23 protein-coding genes are annotated in these 19719 nt (G+C 52.0%); 12 read left to right on the plus strand and 11 right to left on the minus strand.

Annotation, left to right across the window (positions count from 1 at the left end; genetic code table 11):
• Positions 1-51: 51 nt before the first annotated feature.
• The 8 genes from ACH5Y9_RS25225 to ACH5Y9_RS25260 form a co-directional block, all read right to left on the minus strand.
• Positions 52-1074, minus strand: a complete 1023-nt coding sequence (locus tag ACH5Y9_RS25225) for an aspartate-semialdehyde dehydrogenase (RefSeq protein WP_033159286.1) — start codon at positions 1072-1074, stop codon at positions 52-54.
• 5 nt (positions 1075-1079) lie between these two features.
• On the minus strand, positions 1080-2159 hold the full coding sequence (gene leuB / locus ACH5Y9_RS25230) for a 3-isopropylmalate dehydrogenase (RefSeq protein WP_033159287.1): 1080 nt from the start codon (positions 2157-2159) through the stop codon (positions 1080-1082).
• Between the two features lie 21 nt (positions 2160-2180).
• Complete coding sequence (gene leuD / locus ACH5Y9_RS25235) at positions 2181-2819, minus strand: 3-isopropylmalate dehydratase small subunit (RefSeq protein WP_445368008.1); 639 nt, start codon at positions 2817-2819, stop codon at positions 2181-2183.
• Between the two features lie 3 nt (positions 2820-2822).
• Positions 2823-4229: a 3-isopropylmalate dehydratase large subunit gene (leuC, locus tag ACH5Y9_RS25240; protein WP_445368009.1), complete on the minus strand. Its 1407-nt coding sequence runs from the start codon at positions 4227-4229 to the stop codon at positions 2823-2825.
• A 96-nt stretch (positions 4230-4325) separates the two neighbouring features.
• Positions 4326-4964 (minus strand): adenylate kinase, encoded by a 639-nt coding sequence (adk, locus tag ACH5Y9_RS25245; RefSeq protein ID WP_319963125.1) that lies wholly within the window; start codon positions 4962-4964, stop codon positions 4326-4328.
• Between the two features lie 163 nt (positions 4965-5127).
• Positions 5128-5919, minus strand: coding sequence for a 16S rRNA (adenine(1518)-N(6)/adenine(1519)-N(6))-dimethyltransferase RsmA (rsmA, locus tag ACH5Y9_RS25250; RefSeq protein WP_445368010.1), 792 nt, complete (start codon positions 5917-5919; stop codon positions 5128-5130).
• A gap of 8 nt (positions 5920-5927) precedes the next feature.
• Complete coding sequence (pdxA, locus tag ACH5Y9_RS25255) at positions 5928-6908, minus strand: 4-hydroxythreonine-4-phosphate dehydrogenase PdxA (protein WP_445368011.1); 981 nt, start codon at positions 6906-6908, stop codon at positions 5928-5930.
• Positions 6909-6994: 86 nt separating this feature from the next.
• A complete protein-coding gene (locus tag ACH5Y9_RS25260) occupies positions 6995-7558 on the minus strand; it encodes a MarR family winged helix-turn-helix transcriptional regulator (RefSeq protein ID WP_445368012.1) in 564 nt (187 codons plus the stop codon).
• A gap of 214 nt (positions 7559-7772) precedes the next feature.
• Here ACH5Y9_RS25260 and ACH5Y9_RS25265 point away from each other — a divergent pair, with 214 nt between their 5' ends.
• From ACH5Y9_RS25265 to nirJ, 10 genes are read left to right on the plus strand one after another with little or no spacing between them, the layout of a single operon-like run.
• The gene (locus ACH5Y9_RS25265) at positions 7773-9353 is read left to right on the plus strand and encodes a cytochrome D1 domain-containing protein (protein ID WP_445368013.1); all 1581 of its coding nucleotides are present in this window, start codon (positions 7773-7775) and stop codon (positions 9351-9353) included.
• On the plus strand, positions 9350-9661 hold the full coding sequence (locus ACH5Y9_RS25270) for a c-type cytochrome (protein ID WP_033159293.1): 312 nt from the start codon (positions 9350-9352) through the stop codon (positions 9659-9661). The genes ACH5Y9_RS25265 and ACH5Y9_RS25270 overlap by 4 nt, the downstream gene beginning before the upstream one ends.
• Before the next feature lie 3 nt (positions 9662-9664).
• A complete protein-coding gene (locus ACH5Y9_RS25275; RefSeq protein WP_445368014.1) occupies positions 9665-9967 on the plus strand; it encodes a c-type cytochrome in 303 nt (100 codons plus the stop codon).
• 11 nt (positions 9968-9978) lie between these two features.
• Complete coding sequence (locus ACH5Y9_RS25280) at positions 9979-10599, plus strand: cold shock domain-containing protein (protein WP_445368015.1); 621 nt, start codon at positions 9979-9981, stop codon at positions 10597-10599.
• Positions 10600-10619: 20 nt separating this feature from the next.
• Positions 10620-11798, plus strand: a complete 1179-nt coding sequence (locus ACH5Y9_RS25285) for a cytochrome D1 domain-containing protein (protein ID WP_445368016.1) — start codon at positions 10620-10622, stop codon at positions 11796-11798.
• Between the two features lies 1 nt (position 11799).
• Complete coding sequence (locus ACH5Y9_RS25290; protein WP_033159297.1) at positions 11800-12255, plus strand: Lrp/AsnC family transcriptional regulator; 456 nt, start codon at positions 11800-11802, stop codon at positions 12253-12255.
• Positions 12248-12814: a siroheme decarboxylase subunit beta gene (ahbB, locus tag ACH5Y9_RS25295; RefSeq protein ID WP_445368017.1), complete on the plus strand. Its 567-nt coding sequence runs from the start codon at positions 12248-12250 to the stop codon at positions 12812-12814. Before ACH5Y9_RS25290 ends, ahbB (ACH5Y9_RS25295) begins: the two co-directional genes overlap by 8 nt.
• Positions 12815-12816: 2 nt before the next feature.
• On the plus strand, positions 12817-13260 hold the full coding sequence (locus tag ACH5Y9_RS25300; protein ID WP_445368018.1) for an Lrp/AsnC family transcriptional regulator: 444 nt from the start codon (positions 12817-12819) through the stop codon (positions 13258-13260).
• A complete protein-coding gene (ahbB, locus tag ACH5Y9_RS25305; RefSeq protein ID WP_445368019.1) occupies positions 13260-13739 on the plus strand; it encodes a siroheme decarboxylase subunit beta in 480 nt (159 codons plus the stop codon). The genes ACH5Y9_RS25300 and ahbB (ACH5Y9_RS25305) overlap by 1 nt, the downstream gene beginning before the upstream one ends.
• Before the next feature lie 3 nt (positions 13740-13742).
• Complete coding sequence (nirJ, locus tag ACH5Y9_RS25310) at positions 13743-14882, plus strand: heme d1 biosynthesis radical SAM protein NirJ (protein ID WP_445368020.1); 1140 nt, start codon at positions 13743-13745, stop codon at positions 14880-14882.
• A gap of 16 nt (positions 14883-14898) precedes the next feature.
• On the opposite strand, the gene ACH5Y9_RS25315 is transcribed toward nirJ, so the two are convergent.
• A complete protein-coding gene (locus tag ACH5Y9_RS25315) occupies positions 14899-15396 on the minus strand; it encodes a SixA phosphatase family protein (RefSeq protein WP_445368021.1) in 498 nt (165 codons plus the stop codon).
• 237 nt (positions 15397-15633) lie between these two features.
• Here ACH5Y9_RS25315 and erpA point away from each other — a divergent pair, with 237 nt between their 5' ends.
• Positions 15634-15966, plus strand: coding sequence for an iron-sulfur cluster insertion protein ErpA (gene erpA / locus ACH5Y9_RS25320; protein ID WP_033159303.1), 333 nt, complete (start codon positions 15634-15636; stop codon positions 15964-15966).
• Here the strand turns inward: erpA and ACH5Y9_RS25325 are convergent.
• Both ACH5Y9_RS25325 and ACH5Y9_RS25330 read right to left on the minus strand, forming a co-directional pair.
• On the minus strand, positions 15958-17073 hold the full coding sequence (locus ACH5Y9_RS25325) for an anhydro-N-acetylmuramic acid kinase (protein ID WP_445369927.1): 1116 nt from the start codon (positions 17071-17073) through the stop codon (positions 15958-15960). The two genes, erpA and ACH5Y9_RS25325, sit on opposite strands and share 9 nt — an antisense overlap.
• Positions 17074-17077: 4 nt before the next feature.
• The gene (locus tag ACH5Y9_RS25330) at positions 17078-18370 is read right to left on the minus strand and encodes a peptidoglycan DD-metalloendopeptidase family protein (RefSeq protein WP_445368022.1); all 1293 of its coding nucleotides are present in this window, start codon (positions 18368-18370) and stop codon (positions 17078-17080) included.
• Between the two features lie 147 nt (positions 18371-18517).
• Between ACH5Y9_RS25330 and tyrS the strand changes: the two genes are divergently transcribed.
• Positions 18518-19711, plus strand: a complete 1194-nt coding sequence (tyrS, locus tag ACH5Y9_RS25335; RefSeq protein ID WP_445369928.1) for a tyrosine--tRNA ligase — start codon at positions 18518-18520, stop codon at positions 19709-19711.
• The last annotated feature ends 8 nt before the right edge of the window (positions 19712-19719 follow it).

Genomic DNA, 19719 nt, shown 5'->3' on the forward strand with positions numbered 1-19719 from the left:
TAATACCTCGGTACTTACTGACCCACTATAAAACACAGAGCTAAGCGTAGACTAGATGTAGCTTTTTACCAGCACTTCGGCTATTTGCACACTGTTAAGCGCAGCACCTTTTCTGACGTTATCACTCACTACCCATAGATCTATGCCGGTCGGATGGGAAATATCCTCGCGGATTCTGCCGACAAATACATCGTCGTTGCCGGATGATTCCGTCACCGCCGTTGGATAACCGCCGTTCTCACGTTCGTCCAACAACGTTACCCCGGGGGCAGACGCCAACAGCTCGCGAACCTGCTCAGCGGAAATCTTGGTTTTAGTCTCGATATGCACAGCTTCCGAATGTCCAAAAAACACAGGCACCCGCACCGCTGTGGGGTTGACCAGAATATCGGCATCACCGAGGATTTTTCGAGTTTCCCAGACCATTTTCATCTCTTCCTTGGTGTAGCCGTTATCCATGAAGACATCGATTTGCGGCAACACGTTGAAAGCAATTTGCTTTGGATACACGCTAGGCTCGACCGGCTTGGCATTCAACAAATTCGCGGTTTGCGTGGCTAATTCCTCAATCGCTTCCTTGCCCGTGCCGGACACTGCTTGATAGGTGGCAACGTTGATGCGGCTGATACCTGCCGCATCGTAGATCGGTTTCAAGGCCACCAACATCTGGATGGTCGAGCAATTGGGGTTGGCGATAATGCCGCGATTTTTGTAGTCGGCAACTTTTTCCGGATTGACTTCCGGCACCACCAACGGAATGTCGTCGTCGTAGCGAAATTGCGAGGTGTTGTCGATCACCACACAGCCGGCCGCGGCGGCTTTGGGCGCATACTCCGCAGACACTGACGCGCCGGGAGAAAATAAGCCGATCTGCACTTTCGAGAAATCGAAGGTCGCCAAATCTTCCACCACCAGCGACCCGTCTTTAAACGGGATACGTTTGCCGGCCGAGCGCTCGCTGGCTAATGCATAGACTTTGCCCACCGGAAAATTGCGTTCTTCCAAAATGGAAATCATGGTTTCGCCGACCGCGCCAGTGGCGCCGACGACTGCTACATCATAAGTTTTAGACATATTGCTTATCCTTTTAAGGCGTTAAGAACAGCATCGCCCATGCCGGAAGTGCTGACTTTGGTCATGCCTTCCGAATAAATGTCCGCGGTTCTGACTTTACTATCCAATGCGCTGTTCACCGCGCGTTCGATACGCTCGGCGGCTTCCGGCTGGTTAAATGTATAACGCAGCATCATCGCCACCGACAAAATGGTCGCCAGCGGATTGGCGATACCTTGGCCGGCAATGTCAGGCGCGGAACCGTGAATCGGTTCATACATGCCCTTGGCATTGGCATCCAGGGAAGCCGACGGCAGCATGCCGATGGAGCCGGTCAGCATTGCGGCGATGTCGGACAGAATGTCGCCGAACATATTACTGGTGACGATCACATCAAATTGTTTCGGCGCCCGTACCAGTTGCATCGCAGCATTATCGACATACATATGACTCAGTTGTACGTCCGGATAGTCCTTACCCACTTCGGTCATCACGCTGCGCCATAGTTCGGTCACTTCCAGTACATTGGCTTTATCGACCGAGCACAGTTTTTTGTGACGTTTTTGCGCAATCTTGAATGCGGAATGGGCGATGCGGCGGATTTCTGATTCGCTGTAAATCTTGGTATTGATGCCGACTTTCTCGCCGTTTTCGGCCACATGCACACCGCGCGGCTGGCCGAAATAAATGCCGCCGGTCAATTCGCGGACGATCATGAGGTCCAGGCCCGACACCACTTCCGGTTTCAAGGTCGATGCGTCGACCAATTGCGGATACAAAATCGCCGGACGCAGGTTAGAGAACAGATTCAACTCGGAGCGAATGCCCAATAAGCCGCGTTCCGGACGTACCGCATGGGCCAGCGGCTCCCACTTAGGGCCGCCGACCGCACCCAGCAGCACCGCATCAGCGTTTTTGCACAGATTCAGCGTGGTTTGCGGCAGGGGAGTGCCGAAAGCGTCATAAGCCGCACCGCCAATCAAGGCGTTCTCGAAAACCAACCCCAGATTCATGTCGGTATTTAGAAAGCTCAAGACCTTGATCGCTTCGGCGACAATTTCCGGTCCGATGCCGTCGCCGGCCAGGACTGCTATTTTTTTGGGCATTTTTTTACCTTTCAGTGGCGCTTATGCGTCTTTGAACAACCACGGTGCGCGTTTGGCGCGCTCGGCTTCGTAACTCTTGATTTTGTCGGCATGTTGCAGGGTAAGTGCGATGTCGTCCAGGCCGTTCAGCAAGCGGTAGCGGCGGTTTTCATCGACAGTAAAGGCAATGTTTTGTCCGCTTGGTGTGGTAATGGATTGGCTTTGCAGATCGACCGTCAATTGGTAACCGTCGACAACTTCCTTGAACAACAGGTCCACGGTTTCCGCCGGCAACACAATCGGCAGAATGCCGTTTTTAAAACAGTTGTTGAAGAAAATGTCGGCAAAGCTTGGCGCGATGATCACGCGGAATCCGTAGTCTTCCAGTGCCCACGGTGCGTGTTCGCGCGATGAACCGCAACCGAAGTTTTCCCGGGTCAGCAGAATCTGCGCCCCTTTGTATTGCGGTTGGTTCAAAACAAAATCCTTGTTCAACGGTCGGTTGGTGCAATCCATTTCCGGTTCGCCATGATCCAAATAACGCCATTCGTCGAACAAATACGGACCGAAGCCGGCGCGACGGATCGATTTCAAGAATTGTTTGGGGATGATCGCGTCGGTGTCGATATTGGCGCGGTCCATCGGCACCACCAGGGCGGTTAAAGTGGTAAAAGCCTGCATGATTTAAGCCTCCTCGGCGACGTTGACAAAGTGGCCGGCAATCGCAGCCGCGGCAGCCATGGCGGGACTCACCAAGTGGGTGCGGCCGCCGTAACCCTGACGGCCTTCAAAGTTACGATTCGAGGTCGAAGCGCAATGTTCGCCGGCATCCAGACGGTCGGCGTTCATCGCCAGGCACATCGAGCAACCCGGTTCGCGCCACTCAAAGTCGGCGGCGGTGAAGATTTTGTCCAGGCCTTCCGCTTCGGCTTGTTGTTTGATCAAACCCGAGCCGGGCACTACCAACACTTGTTTGACCGACGCAGCTTTTTTCCGGCCTTTGATCGCCGCAGCCGCGGCGCGTAAATCTTCGATGCGCGAGTTGGTGCAGGAACCGATAAACACCTTATCCAGCTTGATGTCGGTGATTTTTTGGCCGGCTGTTAAGCCCATGTATTGCAGGGCGCGTTCGATGCTTTGCTTCTTGACCGGATCGGCTTCCTGAACAGGATCGGGGATGGATGCATCGACCGGTAATACCATTTCCGGCGACGTGCCCCAGCTGACTTGCGGTTTGATCGCGGCCGCGTCGAATTCGATGACTTTGTCGAATTTGGCGTCGGCGTCGGAATGCAGTTTTTCCCAGTAACGGACCGCCATATTCCAGTCCTCGCCTTTGGGCGAATAGGGCCGGCCTTGATAAAACTCGATGGTTTTTTCGTCGCAACCAATCAAACCGGCACGGGCACCGGCTTCGATAGCCATATTGCAGACCGTCATGCGGCCTTCCATGCTCAGCGCGCGAATCGCGTCACCGCCGAATTCGATGGTGTAACCGGTGCCTCCGGCAGTACCGATCTGGCCGATGATCGCCAACACGATGTCCTTGGCGGTGACGCCCGGACCGGTTTTGCCATTGACTTTAATCAGCATGTTTTTAGCTTTTTTCTGCACCAGCGTTTGCGTGGCCAGGGCGTGTTCCACTTCCGAGGTGCCGATACCGAAGGCCAGCGCGGCGGAGGCGCCATGCGTAGAGGTATGCGAGTCGCCGCAGACCACGGTCATGCCGGGCAGCGTGGCGCCTTGTTCCGGGCCGACCACGTGGACGATGCCTTGGCGGATGTCGGCCATGTCGAATTCGGTGATGCCGAACTCGGCGCAGTTGTTTTCCAGGGTTTGCACTTGCAGACGGGAAACCGGGTCGGCGATGCCTTGCGCGCGGCCGGAGGTCGGCACGTTATGGTCGGCGACGGCCAGATTGCGGGTGACCCGCCACGGTTGGCGGCCGGACATGCGCATGCCGTCGAAAGCTTGCGGTGAAGTCACTTCGTGCAGCAACTGCCGGTCGATATAGATCAGGCACGAGCCGTCGTCTTCGGTATGGACGACGTGGTCGTCCCAGAGTTTGTCGTATAAGGTTTTACCTGCCATTTGGATTTCTCTTTTTAGGTGGTGTACGCATTTGTGCCCCTTGGGGTATCGCGTACCGAAAGCTAAAAGGTACGTGTTGCGTACCCTACGAAGTTTTTATGCCAACACCGCTAACACTTTGTCGGTGATTTCGCTCACCGAACCGACACCAGCAATCGACGCGAATTTGACGTTTTGACCGGGCGCGGAATAAAAGCCGACCAGCGGTTTGGTTTGCTCGTGATACACGCTTAAGCGCTTGCGAACGGTTTCTTCTTTATCGTCGTCGCGTTGGATCAAAGGCTCGTTTGTAACATCGTCCAAGCCTTCCTGTTTCGGTGGATTGAACACCACGTGATAGGTACGGCCCGAGGCCATATGTACGCGCCTGCCGCTCATGCGTTTGATGATCTCTTCGTCATCGACGGCAATTTCCACGACGTAATCCAGTTCTACGCCCATTTTTGCCAGACCTTCCGCTTGCGCAATCGTGCGCGGAAATCCATCGAGCAAAAAGCCGTTTTTGCAATCGTCCTGAGTGATGCGGTCTTTAATCAAACCCAAGATGATGTCATCGGAAACCAGGCCGCCGGCATCCATGATTTTTTTGGCTTCAATACCCAGCGGGGTGCCTTCGCGGACGGCGGCGCGCAGCATGTCGCCGGTGGAAATTTGCGGAATCGCGAACTTCTCCGTGATGAACTGGGCTTGGGTGCCTTTGCCCGAGCCGGGGCTGCCTAACAGGATAATGCGCATATCAATCACTCCAGTGTATGAATCAGGTTGGTTGCCTTATATAAAGAGAGCCGGCTCAAGCGCATCAGTTCGTGAGCCTGGCGGAAAAATCCTGCATTTTATCGCACTTGTCCTGTAAATGCCGTCAAATCTTGTTGAACTGGCGGCGCGAGGAGTTGCGAACTTAACTGGCGGTGCTTGCTTGGCTGTGAGTGCTGAGCAGGGCGAACTCGGCCAGGCTAATCGACTCCGCACGTAAATTGGCGTCGATGCCAAGCTCGATAATCTGCTGCTCGGAGATGAAGTTTTTCAGCGAATTGCGGATGGTTTTTCGGCGCTGCGAAAAAGCCTGGGTCACCAATTGGCTAAAGCTTTTTAGGTCTGGAATGTCGACCGGCGGTTGGCTGTGTGGGGTCAGGCGGACGATGGCCGACATAACTTGCGGAATTGGATCGAAACTTTCCGGTGGCACGTCGAACAGCAATTCCGTTTCACAGTAATACTGCATCATCACGCTCAACCGGCCGTATGCCTTGCTGCCGGGCTCGGCGCAAATGCGGTCCACCACTTCTTTTTGCAGCATGAACAGCATATCTTCCACGCAATCGGTGGATTCCAGTAGGTGAAACATTAGTGGTGTGGAAATGTTGTAAGGCAGGTTGCCGATGATGCGCAGTTTCTCGCCGGTTTGTGCCAGCGCGGCAAAATCGAACTTCAAAGCGTCGGCGCTATGCACGGTTAAATTGATGTGGCCGGCAAACTGTTTTTGCAGACGGCTCACCAAATCGCGGTCCAGCTCGACCACATCGAGTTTAGTGCCCGATTCCAGCAAAGGCTGGGTCAGCGCACCCAGGCCGGGGCCGATTTCCACCCAATGCTCACCGGCGACGGGATGGGCGCTGGCCAGGATGTTGTAGATGATGCTGTGATCGTGCAGAAAATTCTGGCCGAAACGTTTGCGGGCGGTGTGGGTCATTTTTAATTTTATAAGTGGGGAATCATATCCAGCGCAGTCTGCAACGCAAATCGCAAACTGCCGAGATTGGCTTTGCCGGTGCCGGCCAGTTCCAGGGCTGTGCCGTGGTCGACCGAAGTGCGGACGATAGGTAAACCCAGCGTGATATTCACGGCCTGGCCGAAGCCTTTGTATTTCAATACCGGTAGACCTTGATCGTGATACATCGCTAACACGGCGTCGGCGGTTTCCAGGTATTTGGGTGTAAACAGGGTGTCGGCGGGTAGCGGGCCGTATAGGTGAATGCCTTCGCAACGCAGGCGCTCCAACGTCGGCTCGATAATCTCGATTTCTTCCCGGCCGAGATGGCCGCTTTCGCCCGCGTGCGGATTAAGGCCGCAGACCAAAATTTTCGGGTCAGTAATGTTGAAGCGTTGGCGCAGGTCGCGGTCCAGCAACCGGATAACGGTCGCCAATGCGTCCGAGGTGATGGCGGCGCTTACTTCTGACAGCGGCAGATGCGTGGTCGCCAAAGCGACGCGCAGGCCCGGTGTTGCCAGCATCATGACTGGGCTGCCGCCGGTCAGTTCGGCGATAAACTCGGTGTGGCCGCTGAAAGGAATGCCGGTGTCGTTGATCACCCCTTTGTGGACCGGGCCGGTCACCATTGCGGCAAATACGCCGCTCATACAGCCCAGAGTGGCTTGGCGGATGGTTTCCAGAACGTATCGGCTATTTATGGGGTTGAGTCTTCCGCAAACGGCTGGTTCGCTTAGGCTGATGGGCAGTACGGTTAAGGTCCCTGCTGACTGTTTTGTGGCAGCGTGATCAATGTTGAAAAGTTGAATTGTTAGAGGTAAATCCAGTTGTTGGGCCCGTTGCTGCAATAATTCCGGATCGGCAATGGCAATCAGTTGGCAAGTTTGTTCTTGCTGCGCCAATTGTATGCATAAGTCCGGACCGACGCCGGACGGTTCGCCGGGCGTCAAGGCGATGCGAGGTATAGACATATTAACTCCCAAATCGAACCGGCGAATGATGCAGCGTAAACCGAGCCAAGACTTGTTTATTGTCTATCTGTGCATTGGCCGGACAGTTAAACAGGGTTGTGTTCCTGGCAAATTTGCTCGCTATCGGCTGTGCTGAGCTTTTCCTGGGTTAGCTGGCAGAAAAAGCCGCCGTCTTTTTCGCTGAAATTGCGGCAGGTTTTGCAAACGCCGAATGATTGCGACTGATTTGCTTTTTGCAGCGCGGTAAGGGCTTGCTGAAACACATTGGCATCTGATGGGGGCGAATCGCTATTTTGCAGGATGGCCGTAGCCCCGTGGAATAAATCAGACGGTCGCGCTTGTTTGAGTATGGCCGCGCCGTCCGCCAGCAACTGCAAATGCACCACGCGCTTGTCGTTGGCATCCGGCGTTTTACCGATATAGCCCTTCTTTTCCAGAATAATCAGCGATTGTGATACGGTGCCGCGAGTCATGCCCAGATAATTGGCGACAGCTGCTGGGGTGTTGCTATATTTATTGCAGCGCGAGAGGTAATTGAGCACTTGGAAGTGTACCGGCTGCAAGCCCAGTTCCGTACATTTTTTCCGCTCTTCGGAGCGGATCAATGTAGTCATGCACTCAATAAGTTCGTAAATATCAGTTTGTTGCATAAATTGCATTCTCATCGTGACCCACTAGGTTGACAAGGCGATAGTTTAGGGGGTAAATTGATAGCGAATCGAAACTTTACTTTATAACATCGGCCTGGAGTCAACAAGCTGTTATTTTACCATGCTAAATCGGGTGTCTGTTCGTCCTGATCTTTTATGGTTTAATGCACCAAGTTGGCTCTTTTTTTTAACTTGCGGGTGGCAGGAATTTTAAATGAACAATACTATAAAAATGCTGAATAAATCCCTACTGGCGAGTTCTATCGCCATGCTGTTGTCATCCGGAGTGGCGATGGCAAAATCCGACGACTTTCATAAGCTCTACCAAGACAATTGTGCCAGCTGCCACGGTTCCGATCACGGCGGTTATCTGGCGCCGGCGCTGAACTCGGCGACGTTGAAAGGCCGCAGTCCCACCGCCTTGCGCACCATCGTCATGGCCGGCAGCTTCGACACCTTGATGCCTCCGTTCTACGGCAAACTGAGCGACGACGAAATTCGCGGCGTGATCAAACATCTGCAAGAAACGCCAAAACAACCCAATCCGGCTTGGACGATAGACGATATGAAAAAGTCGTTGAAAGTCTATGTCAAAGACGAAAGTACATTACCGGCCAAGCCGACTTTTCAAATCGACGATAAATTTGAAAACTTGATTGGCGTCGCGGCGCGCGGCAAATACGGCCGTGGCGAGGGCTCCAAAGCCATCTTTATTAACAGCTCTACCCATCAAAAAGTCGGTGAAGTACCGACCGGCACTGCCGCACATATTATCGATTTCAACCCGGCCAACCCGCGCTGGGCTTATGTAAAAACCGATACTGCCGAGATTTTTAAAGTCGATTTGTATTCCATGCAAGCGGTGCGCAGCATCAAAACCGGCTGGAACGGCCCGGGCATGGGGGTATCGCGCGACGGTAAATATATTATGGCTGGTTCTTTCGTACCGCATAACGCCGTGATTCTGAATGCCGATACCCTGGAACCATTGAAAACCTTCGAACTGGAAGGCACCGATCCGGATGGTAAACACGTTTCGTCCGACTCAGGCATGATTATCGGTACTCCATACGCGGACGTTTTTGCGATTGCATTGGAAAATGCCGGCCAGGTTTGGGTCATCGATTTAAACAAAGAAGGTTTCCCTGTCACCCGGATCGAGAACGTAGGCCGACATTTGCATGACGCCTTCCTGACTCACGGCGGCAAAAAACTGATGATCGCGTCTTACGACGACAGCATCGTCGCCGCCATCGATCTGGAAAAACGCGAAATCATCAAAAAATTGGAAGCCGGGTGCGTGCCGCACGTTGGCGGCGGTTCGGCGGTGAAAGTGGATGGCCGTACTTTGGGCTTTGGCACCAACTTCGGCGACTGCGACAAAACCGTGGTCAGCGTTTGGGATCTGGACAAAATGGAAGTCGTCAAACAAGTACCGGTTTCTGGTGGCACCGAATCGCCCGCTGCGCATGCCAACGCCCCTTATGTCGCGGTTGACATCATCAGCAAGGATAGACGCGCCCGTACTGTACAGTTGATCGACAAGAAAACCCTGGAAGTTGCCAGAACCCTGGATGTCGGCGGCCACGCCTACTTCCCGGAATATAGCGCCGATGGCAAATTCTTGTATATCAGTGCCGGTTACAACGGCGACGAAGTGGTGGTGTACGATTCCAACACCTTGCAAAAAGTCGCCAGCGTACCGATGGAAAGCCCCGCAGGTATTTTCTCGCGCGGCCGGGTTAAATACATGACCCGCGGCTTGTCGCCCGACGAAATGGAGCAATCAAAATGAAGATGACTCATTTTATCGTGTCGTTGCTGGCGGGGTTGCTTGCCGCCGGTAGCGCACAGGCTACCAGTTTGTATGTCGGTCAAGCTAAAGCGGGCGCGGTGTGTGCGCAATGTCACGGCATCCGAATGCCCAGTGCCGATGCGCCGTTTCCACCGTTGGGCGGCCGCGATCCCGAGTATTTGAAAACCGCGATCAAACAATATCGCGACAAAACTCGGAAATCCGACATTATGAATGCGATCGCCGGTTCGCTGACCGATGCCGAAATCAACGACATCGCCGCGTATTACGGCAGCGTTAAACCCTAGTCAATGCGTTATTGCTGGGTGTTGATCGGTTTGCTATCCACCTGCGCCGTTGCGGAACAACCCAATCCGCAACGGCAGCAGGAGCTGTTGAATATGCTCAAGCATGATTGCGGCTCCTGCCATGGCCTGCCGCCGAAAGGCGGCTTGGGACCGTCGTTGATGCCGGAAGCGCTGGCTGGCAAAAGCGACGCTCTGTTGGCGGATGCGATTCAAAACGGTCGAGCAGGCACGGCTATGCCGCCGTGGAAGAGTTTTTTGACTGTCGATGAAACAAACTGGTTGATTCAACGCTTACGGCAACCTTAGATTCGATTAGTGTGCAAAAAGGTATTTTAAAACGTTGGATCGACGATAAAGGGTATGGTTTTATTACCCCAGACGCTGGCAGTGAGGATGTATTTTTTCATATATCTTCGTTAAAAGGTGCAATCCGAAGGCCAGTTGAAAACGACATAGTTTATTTTGATGTAATCACCGATCTGACAGGCCAAAAAAGAGCTGTCGGCGTTACTATCGAAGGGATGAAAAGCGTTTTCTCGGAGCGGAAGCTCGTGAACTCAGCCTCAGTAGTGCCGCGAAAAAATGCAATTAAACCCCAATCTTATAAACTTAGTGCTTATAGGCATAAAAACAGCAGCTATCGATCAGTATTTAGTTCTATTGTTATTGCCGTGCTTATCGTTGGATTTGTTGTGAATAAATTTAAAAGTCGTGAAAGTACTATTTCTTGGTCGCCGCCGGTCCCGGAGGTTAGCTATCAGACCCTAGAACAGCCTGAAATACAAGTCTCTGCGAAATTTACATGTGAAGGTAAAACGCGATGCACGCAAATGACTTCATGTGAAGAAGCAATATTTTATTTGAATAATTGTCCTGGCAGCGTGACGGATGGTGACAATGATGGGCGGCCCTGCGAAGACCAATGGTGTGGGCACTAAAAATTTTCCTTGGCGTCGATATGAAGCAAATAATTCGTAAAGTTACCATTGCTGTTTCGTTATTTTGGGTTTGTCAAGCCAATGGCGATCCGCGCGGCACTGGCGATCTCGGCGTAGTGATCGAACGCGAAACCGGCAGCATACAGATCATCAACACCACGAAACCGGCGTCGATGAGTCGCATCGAAGGCTTGGGCGATTTGTCTCACGCTTCGATAGTGTTCTCCCGCGATCAGCGCTACGCCTATATATTCGGCCGGGATGGCGGTTTGACCAAGATCGATTTGCTGCAAGACAAAATCGAAAAACGCATCATCCAGGCCGGCAACAGCATCGGCGGGGCGATTTCTCAGGACGGCAAAGTGATTGCGGTTTCTAATTACACACCCGGCGGCGTTAAGCTGTTCGACGCGGTGACGCTGGAACAGCTGGCTGAAATCCCCGCGATTTACGGCGAAGACAACAAATTATCCAAAGTCGTCGGTTTGGTGGATGCGCCGGGCCAACGCTTCGTTTGCAGTCTGTTCGAAGGCAACGAAATCTGGCTGATTGATGCTAAAAATCCGCGTCAGCCCGTCGTGAAAAAATTTAAAGACATCGGCAAACAGCCTTACGACGCCTTATTGACGCCGGATGGCCATTACTATGGCGCTGGATTGTTTGGTGAAAAAGGTTTGGCTTTGCTGGATTTGTGGCAGCCGGAAAAAGGTGTCGAACATATTCTGGAAGATTACGGCAAAGACGATGAACAAATGCCGGTCTATAAAATGCCGCATCTGGAAGGTTGGACTGTGGCCGGCGACTGTTTGCTGGTACCGGCAGTGGGATTGCATGAGGTGTTGGTGATCGACACCCGCGAATGGGAGTTGGTCAAGCGTATTCCGGTGGCTGGCCAGCCGGTGTTTGTTAGCTCGCGGCCGGATGGGCGGCAAGTTTGGGTGAATTTCGCCTTTCCGGACAATCAAACCGTGCAAGTCATCGATTTGAAAGATTTTAATGTGCTTAAAACCCTGCAGCCCGGCAAGGCCGTGCTGCACATGGAATTCAGTCCGCGCGGCGAATCGGTATGGCTGGCGGTGCGCGACGAGGACCGGGTGATGGTTTATGACACTGAGACCTTTGCCGAAACCGCTCGCCTGCCGGCGCAAAAACCCAGTGGGATTTTCTTCACTGATCGCGCCAATCGCATAGGTTGGTAACATGCTGGCACCCTTGCACAAACGCTTGCTCAACGACTATCAACAGGATTTTCCGTTGAGCCCGACCCCCTACCGCGACATTGCCGAACAGCTTGGCGTCAGCGAGGATGAGGTGTTAAATGCGTTTCAAACATTATCCGAGCAGCAGATGATCAGCCGCATCGGTCCGGTGATCGCGCCCAATAGCATCGGTAATAGCGCGCTGGTGGCGATGGCGGTGCCGGAATTTGATTTGCCAAGGGTCGCCGAATTGGTCAGCGCTTATCCGGAAGTCAATCACAACTATGAGCGCGAAAATCGCTTCAATCTCTGGTTTGTATTGATTGCGGACAGTGAGGCTCACCTTAAAGGTGTGATCGCGGATATCGAAACTCAAACCGGCTATCCGGCGATGCTGCTGCCGATGCTGGCCGACTATTTCATCAACCTGGGATTTGAGCTAAATCTGCATGATTGACGCGATCGATTATCAACTGATTGCCGCCGTGCAAACCGGTTTGCCGATTGCGGCGAGGCCCTATGCGGCGATAGCAGGGCAGTTGGCGATTACCGAACAAGAGGTGATTGAGCGTTTGGCGCGCTTAAAGACTCAAGGTTTGATCAAGCGGTGGGGCGTGGTGGTCAAGCATCGCCAATTGGGTTACCGGGCCAATGCAATGATAGTGATGGATGTGGCAGACGACAGGGTGGCTCGGGTGGGCGCTTTGATCAGCCAGCAGGCTTGTGTGAATCTGTGTTATCAACGCCCGCGCCAGGGCGAAATCTGGCCGTATAACCTGTATTGCATGATTCATGGCAAGACCCGGGACGTGGTGTTGGAACAATGGGCTGAACTGCGGCATGCTTGCAACCTATGCGAATATCCATTCGAAGTATTGTTTAGTCGGCGTTGTTTTAAACAGCGTGGCGCTCTGTATGCTCACCCCAATGGCAATGGGGCCGTTCCCTCTATTGCCGGAGAGAGCAGGACTGAGGAGATTAAAAACAAGCAGTCTTTTGGTATGCACTTCGCCTAAACATGGACGCCATAGACAAAGCCATTATCAACCGCCTGCAACAAGGCTTCCCGATTTGCGCAGCACCCTATCAACGAGTTGCTGAGGAATTGGGGCTTGTGGAAGCAGAGTTACTCTCAAGATTGCAAAACATGCTGGCCGAAGGCGTCTTGTCACGCTTTGGGCCTATGTATCATGCCGAACAAATGGGCGGCGCCTTGACCTTGGCGGCCCTGAAAGTACCGGAGGCGCGCTTCGATGAAGTAACCGAAATCGTCAATAGCTTCCCGGAAGTGGCGCATAACTATGCCCGCAATCATTTATTAAATATGTGGTTTGTGTTGGCCACCGAAAAGCCGGAACAGGTGCAAAGTGTGATTGCCGAAATTGAGCGGCAGACCGGATTGGCCGTTTACAACATGCCGAAGATCAGCGAATACTACGTTGGTTTGCAATTGGAAGCCTGATGCCAATCGACGAAATAGACCGGAAAATTATCCAAGCTACCCAGGCCGGTTTGCCTTTGGTCAGCAAGCCCTACCAAGCCGTTGCCGAGCAATTGGGCTTGTCCGCCCAAACCGTGATGTTACACCTAGCCGAAATGCAACAGACCGGGGTGGTTCGCCGCATTGCTGCGGTGCCCAATCATTACAAACTGGGTTACCGCTTTAACGGTATGACAGTGTGGGATGTCGAAGATGGGTACGTCGACGAACTGGGACAAAAAGTGGCCATGCTAGCGTTTGTCAGTCATTGCTATCAGCGCCCCCGGCATTTGCCTGAGTGGCCCTATAACCTGTTTGCCATGGTGCACGGCAAGACCGAACAGGATGCCGGCGAGCAAGTGGCTATCATTGCCGAACTATTGGGTGCGCAAGCACGCAACCACGAGGTGTTGTACAGCACTAAAATTCTAAAAAAAACCGGTTTAAGAATCGGAGGATAAAGCATGTTCAGACTGAGCCAATACATGCGAGAACTGCTGCATCCAACCCCGCTGACGGCGCCGCGCAAACCCGCCGGGCCGGTGGTGATCTGGAATTTGATCCGCCGTTGCAATTTAACCTGCAAGCATTGCTACACCACCTCCGCCGACATCAATTTCCCCGGCGAATTGAGCACGCCGGAAATTTACACGGTGATGGACGACCTGAAGGCGTTTAAAGTCCCTGTGCTGATTCTGTCCGGCGGTGAGCCGCTGCTGCATCCGGATATTTTTGCGATTTCGCAGCGTGCTCGCGACATGGGGTTTTATGTCGCCTTGTCCAGTAACGGCACTTTGATCAATCCATCTAACATCAAGCAAATTGCCGCCATCGACTACCAATATATCGGTGTTAGCCTGGATGGCATTGGTCAGACCCATGACACGTTCCGCCAGAAGCGAGGCTCGTTCGAGGCATCGCTGGCCGGTATCCGTTTATGCCGTGAACACGATATTAAAGCCGGCGTCAGGTTTACGCTAACTCAAGACAACGCGCACGATTTCGAAGGTCTGTTGCAATTGATGGACGACGAAGACATCGACAAATTCTACCTGTCGCATTTGAATTATGGCGGCCGCGGTAACAAAAACCGTAAGGACGACGCCGAGTTTCAGTTGACCCGCAAAGTCATGGACAGCTTGTTCGAAAAGTCTTTAAGTTGGGAGCAGCAAGGTTTGCACCGCGAGGTAGTGACCGGTAACAACGACGCTGACGCCGTGTATTTTCTACATTGGGTCAAGCGGCGCTTTCCTGAGCGCGCGGAGCACATCCGAACCAAACTACAGCAATGGGGCGGTAACGCCTCCGGCGTCAACGTCGCCAATATTGACAATCTCGGTAATGTCCATCCGGATACCTTTTGGTGGCATTACGGCTTGGGCAATGTGCGTAAACGACCTTTCTCCGAAATTTGGATGGACGTCAATGATCCGTTGATGGCCGGATTGAAAGCGTCGCCGCGGCCGCTGAAGGGACGCTGTGGTGAATGCCATTATCAAAGCATCTGCAACGGTAATACGCGGGTTCGCGCGCAGCAAATGACGGGCGATTTTTGGGCCGAGGATCCAGGCTGTTACCTGTTGGACGAAGAAATTTTTGCTTAGATGGGCTTGAGTTTGATTAGGTTTGACCTTGGTGCATCAATGCACATGGGATGCTCCACAGCAATTTAGCCGAAGCTTGAGCCGAAAAATCGGTATCCAATCGAGTCAGAGAGGCTTTTTTGATAACAATGTTGTCGGGAGTCGTGCCCAGAAGCCGGGAAATGGTAATCGAAAAGTCCGGTTCGTGCCCGACTAGCCATGCGTCGCTTGTGCCACGCTGGGCGAGTTTGCTAAGTTCGGTGAGTATAGTGGGTGTAGCTGTTTCGATTGCCAACCAACTAACGGTTTGCGGGGCGGGGTTGCCAGGCAGGCTTTGGTTGAGAATCCTTGCGGTCTGTTGGGCGCGTAACAGCGGACTGCAATAAATTGATCCCGGAATTAAGCCGTTGGCCAAACAAAATGCAGCGATGCGTTTTACCTGCTTTTCGCCTTTATCGATTAAGGCTCTGTCCGCGTCGGGCAGCGATAAGCCACCAACTTCTGCTGTAGCGTGTCTGAGGAAGGTGATAAGCATGGTTGGTCTCCTTGTCGGACGGTTTTAACTGGAATCTTCGGTTATCGACACGTTTGGGCTTTCGGCGAAGCAGCGGAGTGTGTTTAAGTTCCAGCTAAATTTAGCGCAAATAGTTGCCTGGTTGTTACGCCTTTAGGGCTTTAACCGCTAGCCTGGGAAATATAGTGGATAATTCTTGACTGAATTACTGGGTATAGTCATAATCGCTCAATCTTTCAATTGCTTATAGAGTTTTATATGTCCGATCCTATTGTTTTTACCGACAGTGCAGCGCAAAAAGTAGCGGGTTTAATTCAGGAAGAGGGTAACGATAATCTTAAGCTCAGAGTTTATATCAGCGGTGGCGGCTGTTCCGGATTTCAGTATGGTTTTACCTTTGACGAAGAGGTGAATGACGACGATACGCAAATCCTCAAAGATGGTGTGACAGTGCTGATCGATTCGATGAGTATTCAGTATCTTAGCGGTGCCGAAATCGATTACAAGGAGGACTTGTCTGGTGCGCAATTCGTGATTCGCAATCCAAATGCGACCACTACCTGCGGTTGCGGCTCGTCTTTCTCAGCTTAAGCCGTTTTTACCCGGATAAATCCCACCTAATACCACGGGCGTAGCTGCGCCCGTGACGCTGCATAGATTTCCCGGCAGATTGTTCAGGGTTTGCCGTGCCAGCCAGGCAAAAGCAATCGCTTCGACATGGTCCGGGTCGATTCCCCGTTCCTCTGTCGACGTTACAGGCATATCCAGACTTTTCCGTAACAGCTTCATCAATTTGCCGTTATGCGCTCCGCCGCCGCAAATCAAGGTTTGCAAAGTATTTGGCGCATATTGGCGAATGGCATCGGCGATAGTATCGGCGCTGAATTGACAGAGTGTGGCTTGAATATCTTCGGGCTCAAGGTCTGGAAATAAGCTGAGCTTTTGCTGTAACCATGCAGGCGAAAAATATTCCTTGCCAGTGCTTTTCGGTGGCGCTAGCCGGAAGTAATCGTCGTCACTTAAAGCTGCGAGCAGGGCAAGGTGGGCTTTGCCCTTGGCTGCCCAGTCGCCGTTACGGTCATAATGCTGGTTGCAATGTTTTTGACACCACCAGTCCATTAAACCATTGCCGGGGCCGGTATCGAAGCCGATGACCGGTTTATCGTTTAACACCGTTATGTTGGCGATGCCGCCAATATTGACGATGACTCTGGCTTGTGCCGCGTCGCTAAAAACCGCTTGATGAAAGGCTGGAACCAGCGGCGCGCCTTGGCCGCCGACGGCAATGTCGCGGCGGCGGAAATCGGCGACCGTGGTGATGCCGGTGATTTCGGCGATGCGATTCGGATCACCGATTTGCAGAGAAAAGCCATTGGCAGTCTCCGGGGTGTGATAAACGGTTTGACCGTGACTACCGACAGCTTTGATTGCGCTCGCTGGGATCTGAGCGATACTTAATAAAGTCAGCGCGGTTTCGCCGAATAAACGACCGATCTGGCTATCCAGCGAGCCGTAATCTGTTAATAAAACAGGTTGATTCGCTTGACTAAGCTTGTGAATTTTTTGCCGGAGTTCGGGGGGGAATGGTTGGTAATGGAATGCGACAAGTTGTATTTTGCCGTTGCTAAAATCCACAAGACCAGCATCGATACCATCGACGCTGGTCCCTGACATTAAGCCTATATAAAGCTCGGACACTGTATTAGTTTTGAGCAACCAGTGCGTCGCCTTTGGCTTGTTTCAGTTGCGCCAAAAATGGCTGGGTTTGTGCTTTGAATTTGGCCAATAAGGCTTTGTCCATAGGCATAGAGTGCGGTATTTTGGCGGTAACCGGGTTGACATGCATGCCACCGATACGGAATTCATAATGCAAATGCGGGCCGGTAGCTAAGCCGGTTTTGCCGACATAACCGATCACGTCGCCTTGTTTGATGGCGCTACCGAGTTTTTGACCGGATTTGAAACCGGACAGGTGGGCGTACAAAGTTGAGTATTTTTGGCCGTGTTCGATTTCCACTACATTGCCGTAGCCGTTTTTCACGCCGCGGAAGACGATTTTGCCGTCGCCGGTGGTTTTAACCGGTGTGCCGATGGCTGCGGAATAATCGACGCCTTTGTGAGCGCGGATGGTGTTCAGGATGGGATGTTTGCGGTGCAAATCAAAGTGCGAGCTGATTTTGGCAAAATCCATCGGCGTTTGCAGAAAGGCTTTGCGCAGGCCATTGCCGTCCGGGGTGTAATAACCGGTGTTGCCTTGGTTGTCTTCGAAGCGCACGGCGGTATAGGTTTTGCCTTGGTTGACGAATTCAACTGACAGGATCTCGCCGGTGTCGAATTCTTTGCCGTCTACAAATAGCTTTTCATAGACGACGGTAAATTGGTCGCCGTCTCTTAAATTCAGCGCAAAATCAATATCCCAGGCAAAGATGTCAGCCAGTTTCAGGATTAGTTTTTCCGGCAGGCCTGCTTCCTTGCCGTCTTCGAACAGTGAGGAATCGATAGAGCCTTTGGCGCTGGCAATTTGGTAATCGACTTTTTTACTGAGTAGTTCCACGTCGAAATTGTCGTCATGCCGCGTGGCTATCAATGTTTCAAACGGATTTTTGCTGTAAGTCAACTGTTCCAGTTCACCAGAAGCGTTCAACGTAGCGACGACGTCTTGACCTGGTTCGACGTCCGCGAATTGTTTGCCCGTAGGGTTGGCGTGGATGATTTTATGCAAATCTTCCCGGCTTAAATTGAGTGCGGAAAAAATGCTGGAGAGGTTCTCGCCGGATTTGACGGTGTGTTCAAGTTCCTCGGTGATGTTGAGGTGTTGCGTTTCGGGAGGTTCTACGTATTTGGTGTATTGGTTGATCTTGGACGAGATCAGTCTGTCTTGCTCCAAGGTTTTTGCGTCTTCAAAACCTTTATGCGGTATCAATCCGTAACTTGCGCTGGCGGCAACAACGGTGCAGGTGCCTAAAAGCACCGACTTGAGTATTCTGTTCTTCACAGTAATCACACTTCATTGTTTGTCGAGCGTTTCATTGTAGGGAATTTTGGTGCATAAGGCCAACAAAAGGCCATTTTTTATCCTTCCCTACAATTCCATCACTTATAATGCGCGGCCAAAACTTAAGGCTAATTGGAGAATAAATTGTTGCAAGAAACCTTGGCTCAGTTGCGTTACGGCGCTGAAGAAATTTTGCTGGAATCTGATTTGGTCAAAAAATTGGAGGAAAATCGGCCGCTAACAATCAAGGCCGGATTTGACCCGACTGCGCCCGATTTGCATCTGGGGCACACGGTGCTGATTAATAAGCTGAAGCAATTTCAGGATGCCGGGCATAACGTGCAATTTTTGATCGGCGATTTTACCGCGATGATAGGTGATCCGACTGGCAAAAACGTCACTCGTAAGCCGTTGAGTCGTGAAGAAGTGGCGGAAAACGCGAAAACCTATCAGGCACAGGTGTTCAAGATTCTTGATCCCGAAAGAACCGAGGTGAAGTTTAATTCGGCATGGATGGGGGCGATGACCAGTGCTGAGCTAATCCAGTTGGCGGCAAGAAATACCGTGGCGAGAATGCTGGAGCGTGATGATTTCAGTAAGCGATATAAGGGTGGTCAACCGATTGCAATTCACGAATTCTTGTACCCTTTAATACAAGGCTATGACTCGGTGATCATGAAAGCGGATGTCGAGCTGGGTGGTACGGATCAGAAATTTAACTTGTTGATGGGTAGGCAATTGCAGGAAGGCTATGGACAAAAGCCGCAAGTCGTTCTAACTATGCCGATATTGGAAGGACTTGACGGTGTACAGAAAATGTCCAAGTCACTTAATAACTACATAGGCATTGCGGACGCGCCTGACGAGATGTTCGGCAAGATCATGTCGATTTCTGACGAGCTCATGTGGCGTTATTTTAAATTGTTGAGCTTTAAGTCAATGACTGAAATAGAAAGTTGGCGGGCTGCGTGCGAGAGTGGCGAGAACCCAAGAAATTACAAAGTTGCGCTTGCGCAGGAGATTGTCGGTAGATTTCATGGGTTGCAGGCTGCAAAAACGGCTCTGGAAAGTTTTGAGGCTCGGTTTCAGCGTGGAGCTTTACCGGATGTTATCGAAGAGGTTCAAATAAAGGTCGATGAGCAGGGGATGCCGATTGCTAATGTATTGAAAATTGCTGGTTTAGTGGAAAGTACTTCTGAAGCGCTACGTTTGATCAAACAAGGTGCAGTAAAGATTGATGGTGAAAAACTGGAGGATCCCAAAGCTTTAATTTCGGCGCCTGCGAGGCATGTTTATCAAGTAGGGAAAAGAAAGTTTGCGCGAATAGAAATAATTTCTTGACGCGAGGA

The organism is Methylomonas sp. BW4-1, from assembly GCF_052474385.1.

Excerpts from the sequence above, each read along its gene's own strand:
- ACH5Y9_RS25260 (WP_445368012.1), bottom strand. The coding sequence starts at position 7,558 with ATGCAACAAACTGATATTTACGAACTTATTGAGTGCATGACTACATTG.
- ACH5Y9_RS25265 (WP_445368013.1), top strand. The coding sequence starts at position 7,773 with ATGAACAATACTATAAAAATGCTGAATAAATCCCTACTGGCGAGTTCT.
- ACH5Y9_RS25290 (WP_033159297.1), top strand. The coding sequence starts at position 11,800 with ATGCTGGCACCCTTGCACAAACGCTTGCTCAACGACTATCAACAGGAT.
- ACH5Y9_RS25270 (WP_033159293.1), top strand. The coding sequence starts at position 9,350 with ATGAAGATGACTCATTTTATCGTGTCGTTGCTGGCGGGGTTGCTTGCC.
- adk (WP_319963125.1), bottom strand. The coding sequence starts at position 4,964 with ATGCGCATTATCCTGTTAGGCAGCCCCGGCTCGGGCAAAGGCACCCAA.
- ahbB (WP_445368017.1), top strand. The coding sequence starts at position 12,248 with ATGATTGACGCGATCGATTATCAACTGATTGCCGCCGTGCAAACCGGT.
- pdxA (WP_445368011.1), bottom strand. The coding sequence starts at position 6,908 with ATGTCTATACCTCGCATCGCCTTGACGCCCGGCGAACCGTCCGGCGTC.
- ACH5Y9_RS25300 (WP_445368018.1), top strand. The coding sequence starts at position 12,817 with ATGGACGCCATAGACAAAGCCATTATCAACCGCCTGCAACAAGGCTTC.
- leuC (WP_445368009.1), bottom strand. The coding sequence starts at position 4,229 with ATGGCAGGTAAAACCTTATACGACAAACTCTGGGACGACCACGTCGTC.
- ACH5Y9_RS25315 (WP_445368021.1), bottom strand. The coding sequence starts at position 15,396 with ATGCTTATCACCTTCCTCAGACACGCTACAGCAGAAGTTGGTGGCTTA.
- nirJ (WP_445368020.1), top strand. The coding sequence starts at position 13,743 with ATGTTCAGACTGAGCCAATACATGCGAGAACTGCTGCATCCAACCCCG.
- rsmA (WP_445368010.1), bottom strand. The coding sequence starts at position 5,919 with ATGACCCACACCGCCCGCAAACGTTTCGGCCAGAATTTTCTGCACGAT.
- ahbB (WP_445368019.1), top strand. The coding sequence starts at position 13,260 with ATGCCAATCGACGAAATAGACCGGAAAATTATCCAAGCTACCCAGGCC.
- ACH5Y9_RS25225 (WP_033159286.1), bottom strand. The coding sequence starts at position 1,074 with ATGTCTAAAACTTATGATGTAGCAGTCGTCGGCGCCACTGGCGCGGTC.
- erpA (WP_033159303.1), top strand. The coding sequence starts at position 15,634 with ATGTCCGATCCTATTGTTTTTACCGACAGTGCAGCGCAAAAAGTAGCG.
- ACH5Y9_RS25285 (WP_445368016.1), top strand. The coding sequence starts at position 10,620 with ATGAAGCAAATAATTCGTAAAGTTACCATTGCTGTTTCGTTATTTTGG.
- leuD (WP_445368008.1), bottom strand. The coding sequence starts at position 2,819 with ATGCAGGCTTTTACCACTTTAACCGCCCTGGTGGTGCCGATGGACCGC.
- ACH5Y9_RS25275 (WP_445368014.1), top strand. The coding sequence starts at position 9,665 with ATGCGTTATTGCTGGGTGTTGATCGGTTTGCTATCCACCTGCGCCGTT.
- leuB (WP_033159287.1), bottom strand. The coding sequence starts at position 2,159 with ATGCCCAAAAAAATAGCAGTCCTGGCCGGCGACGGCATCGGACCGGAA.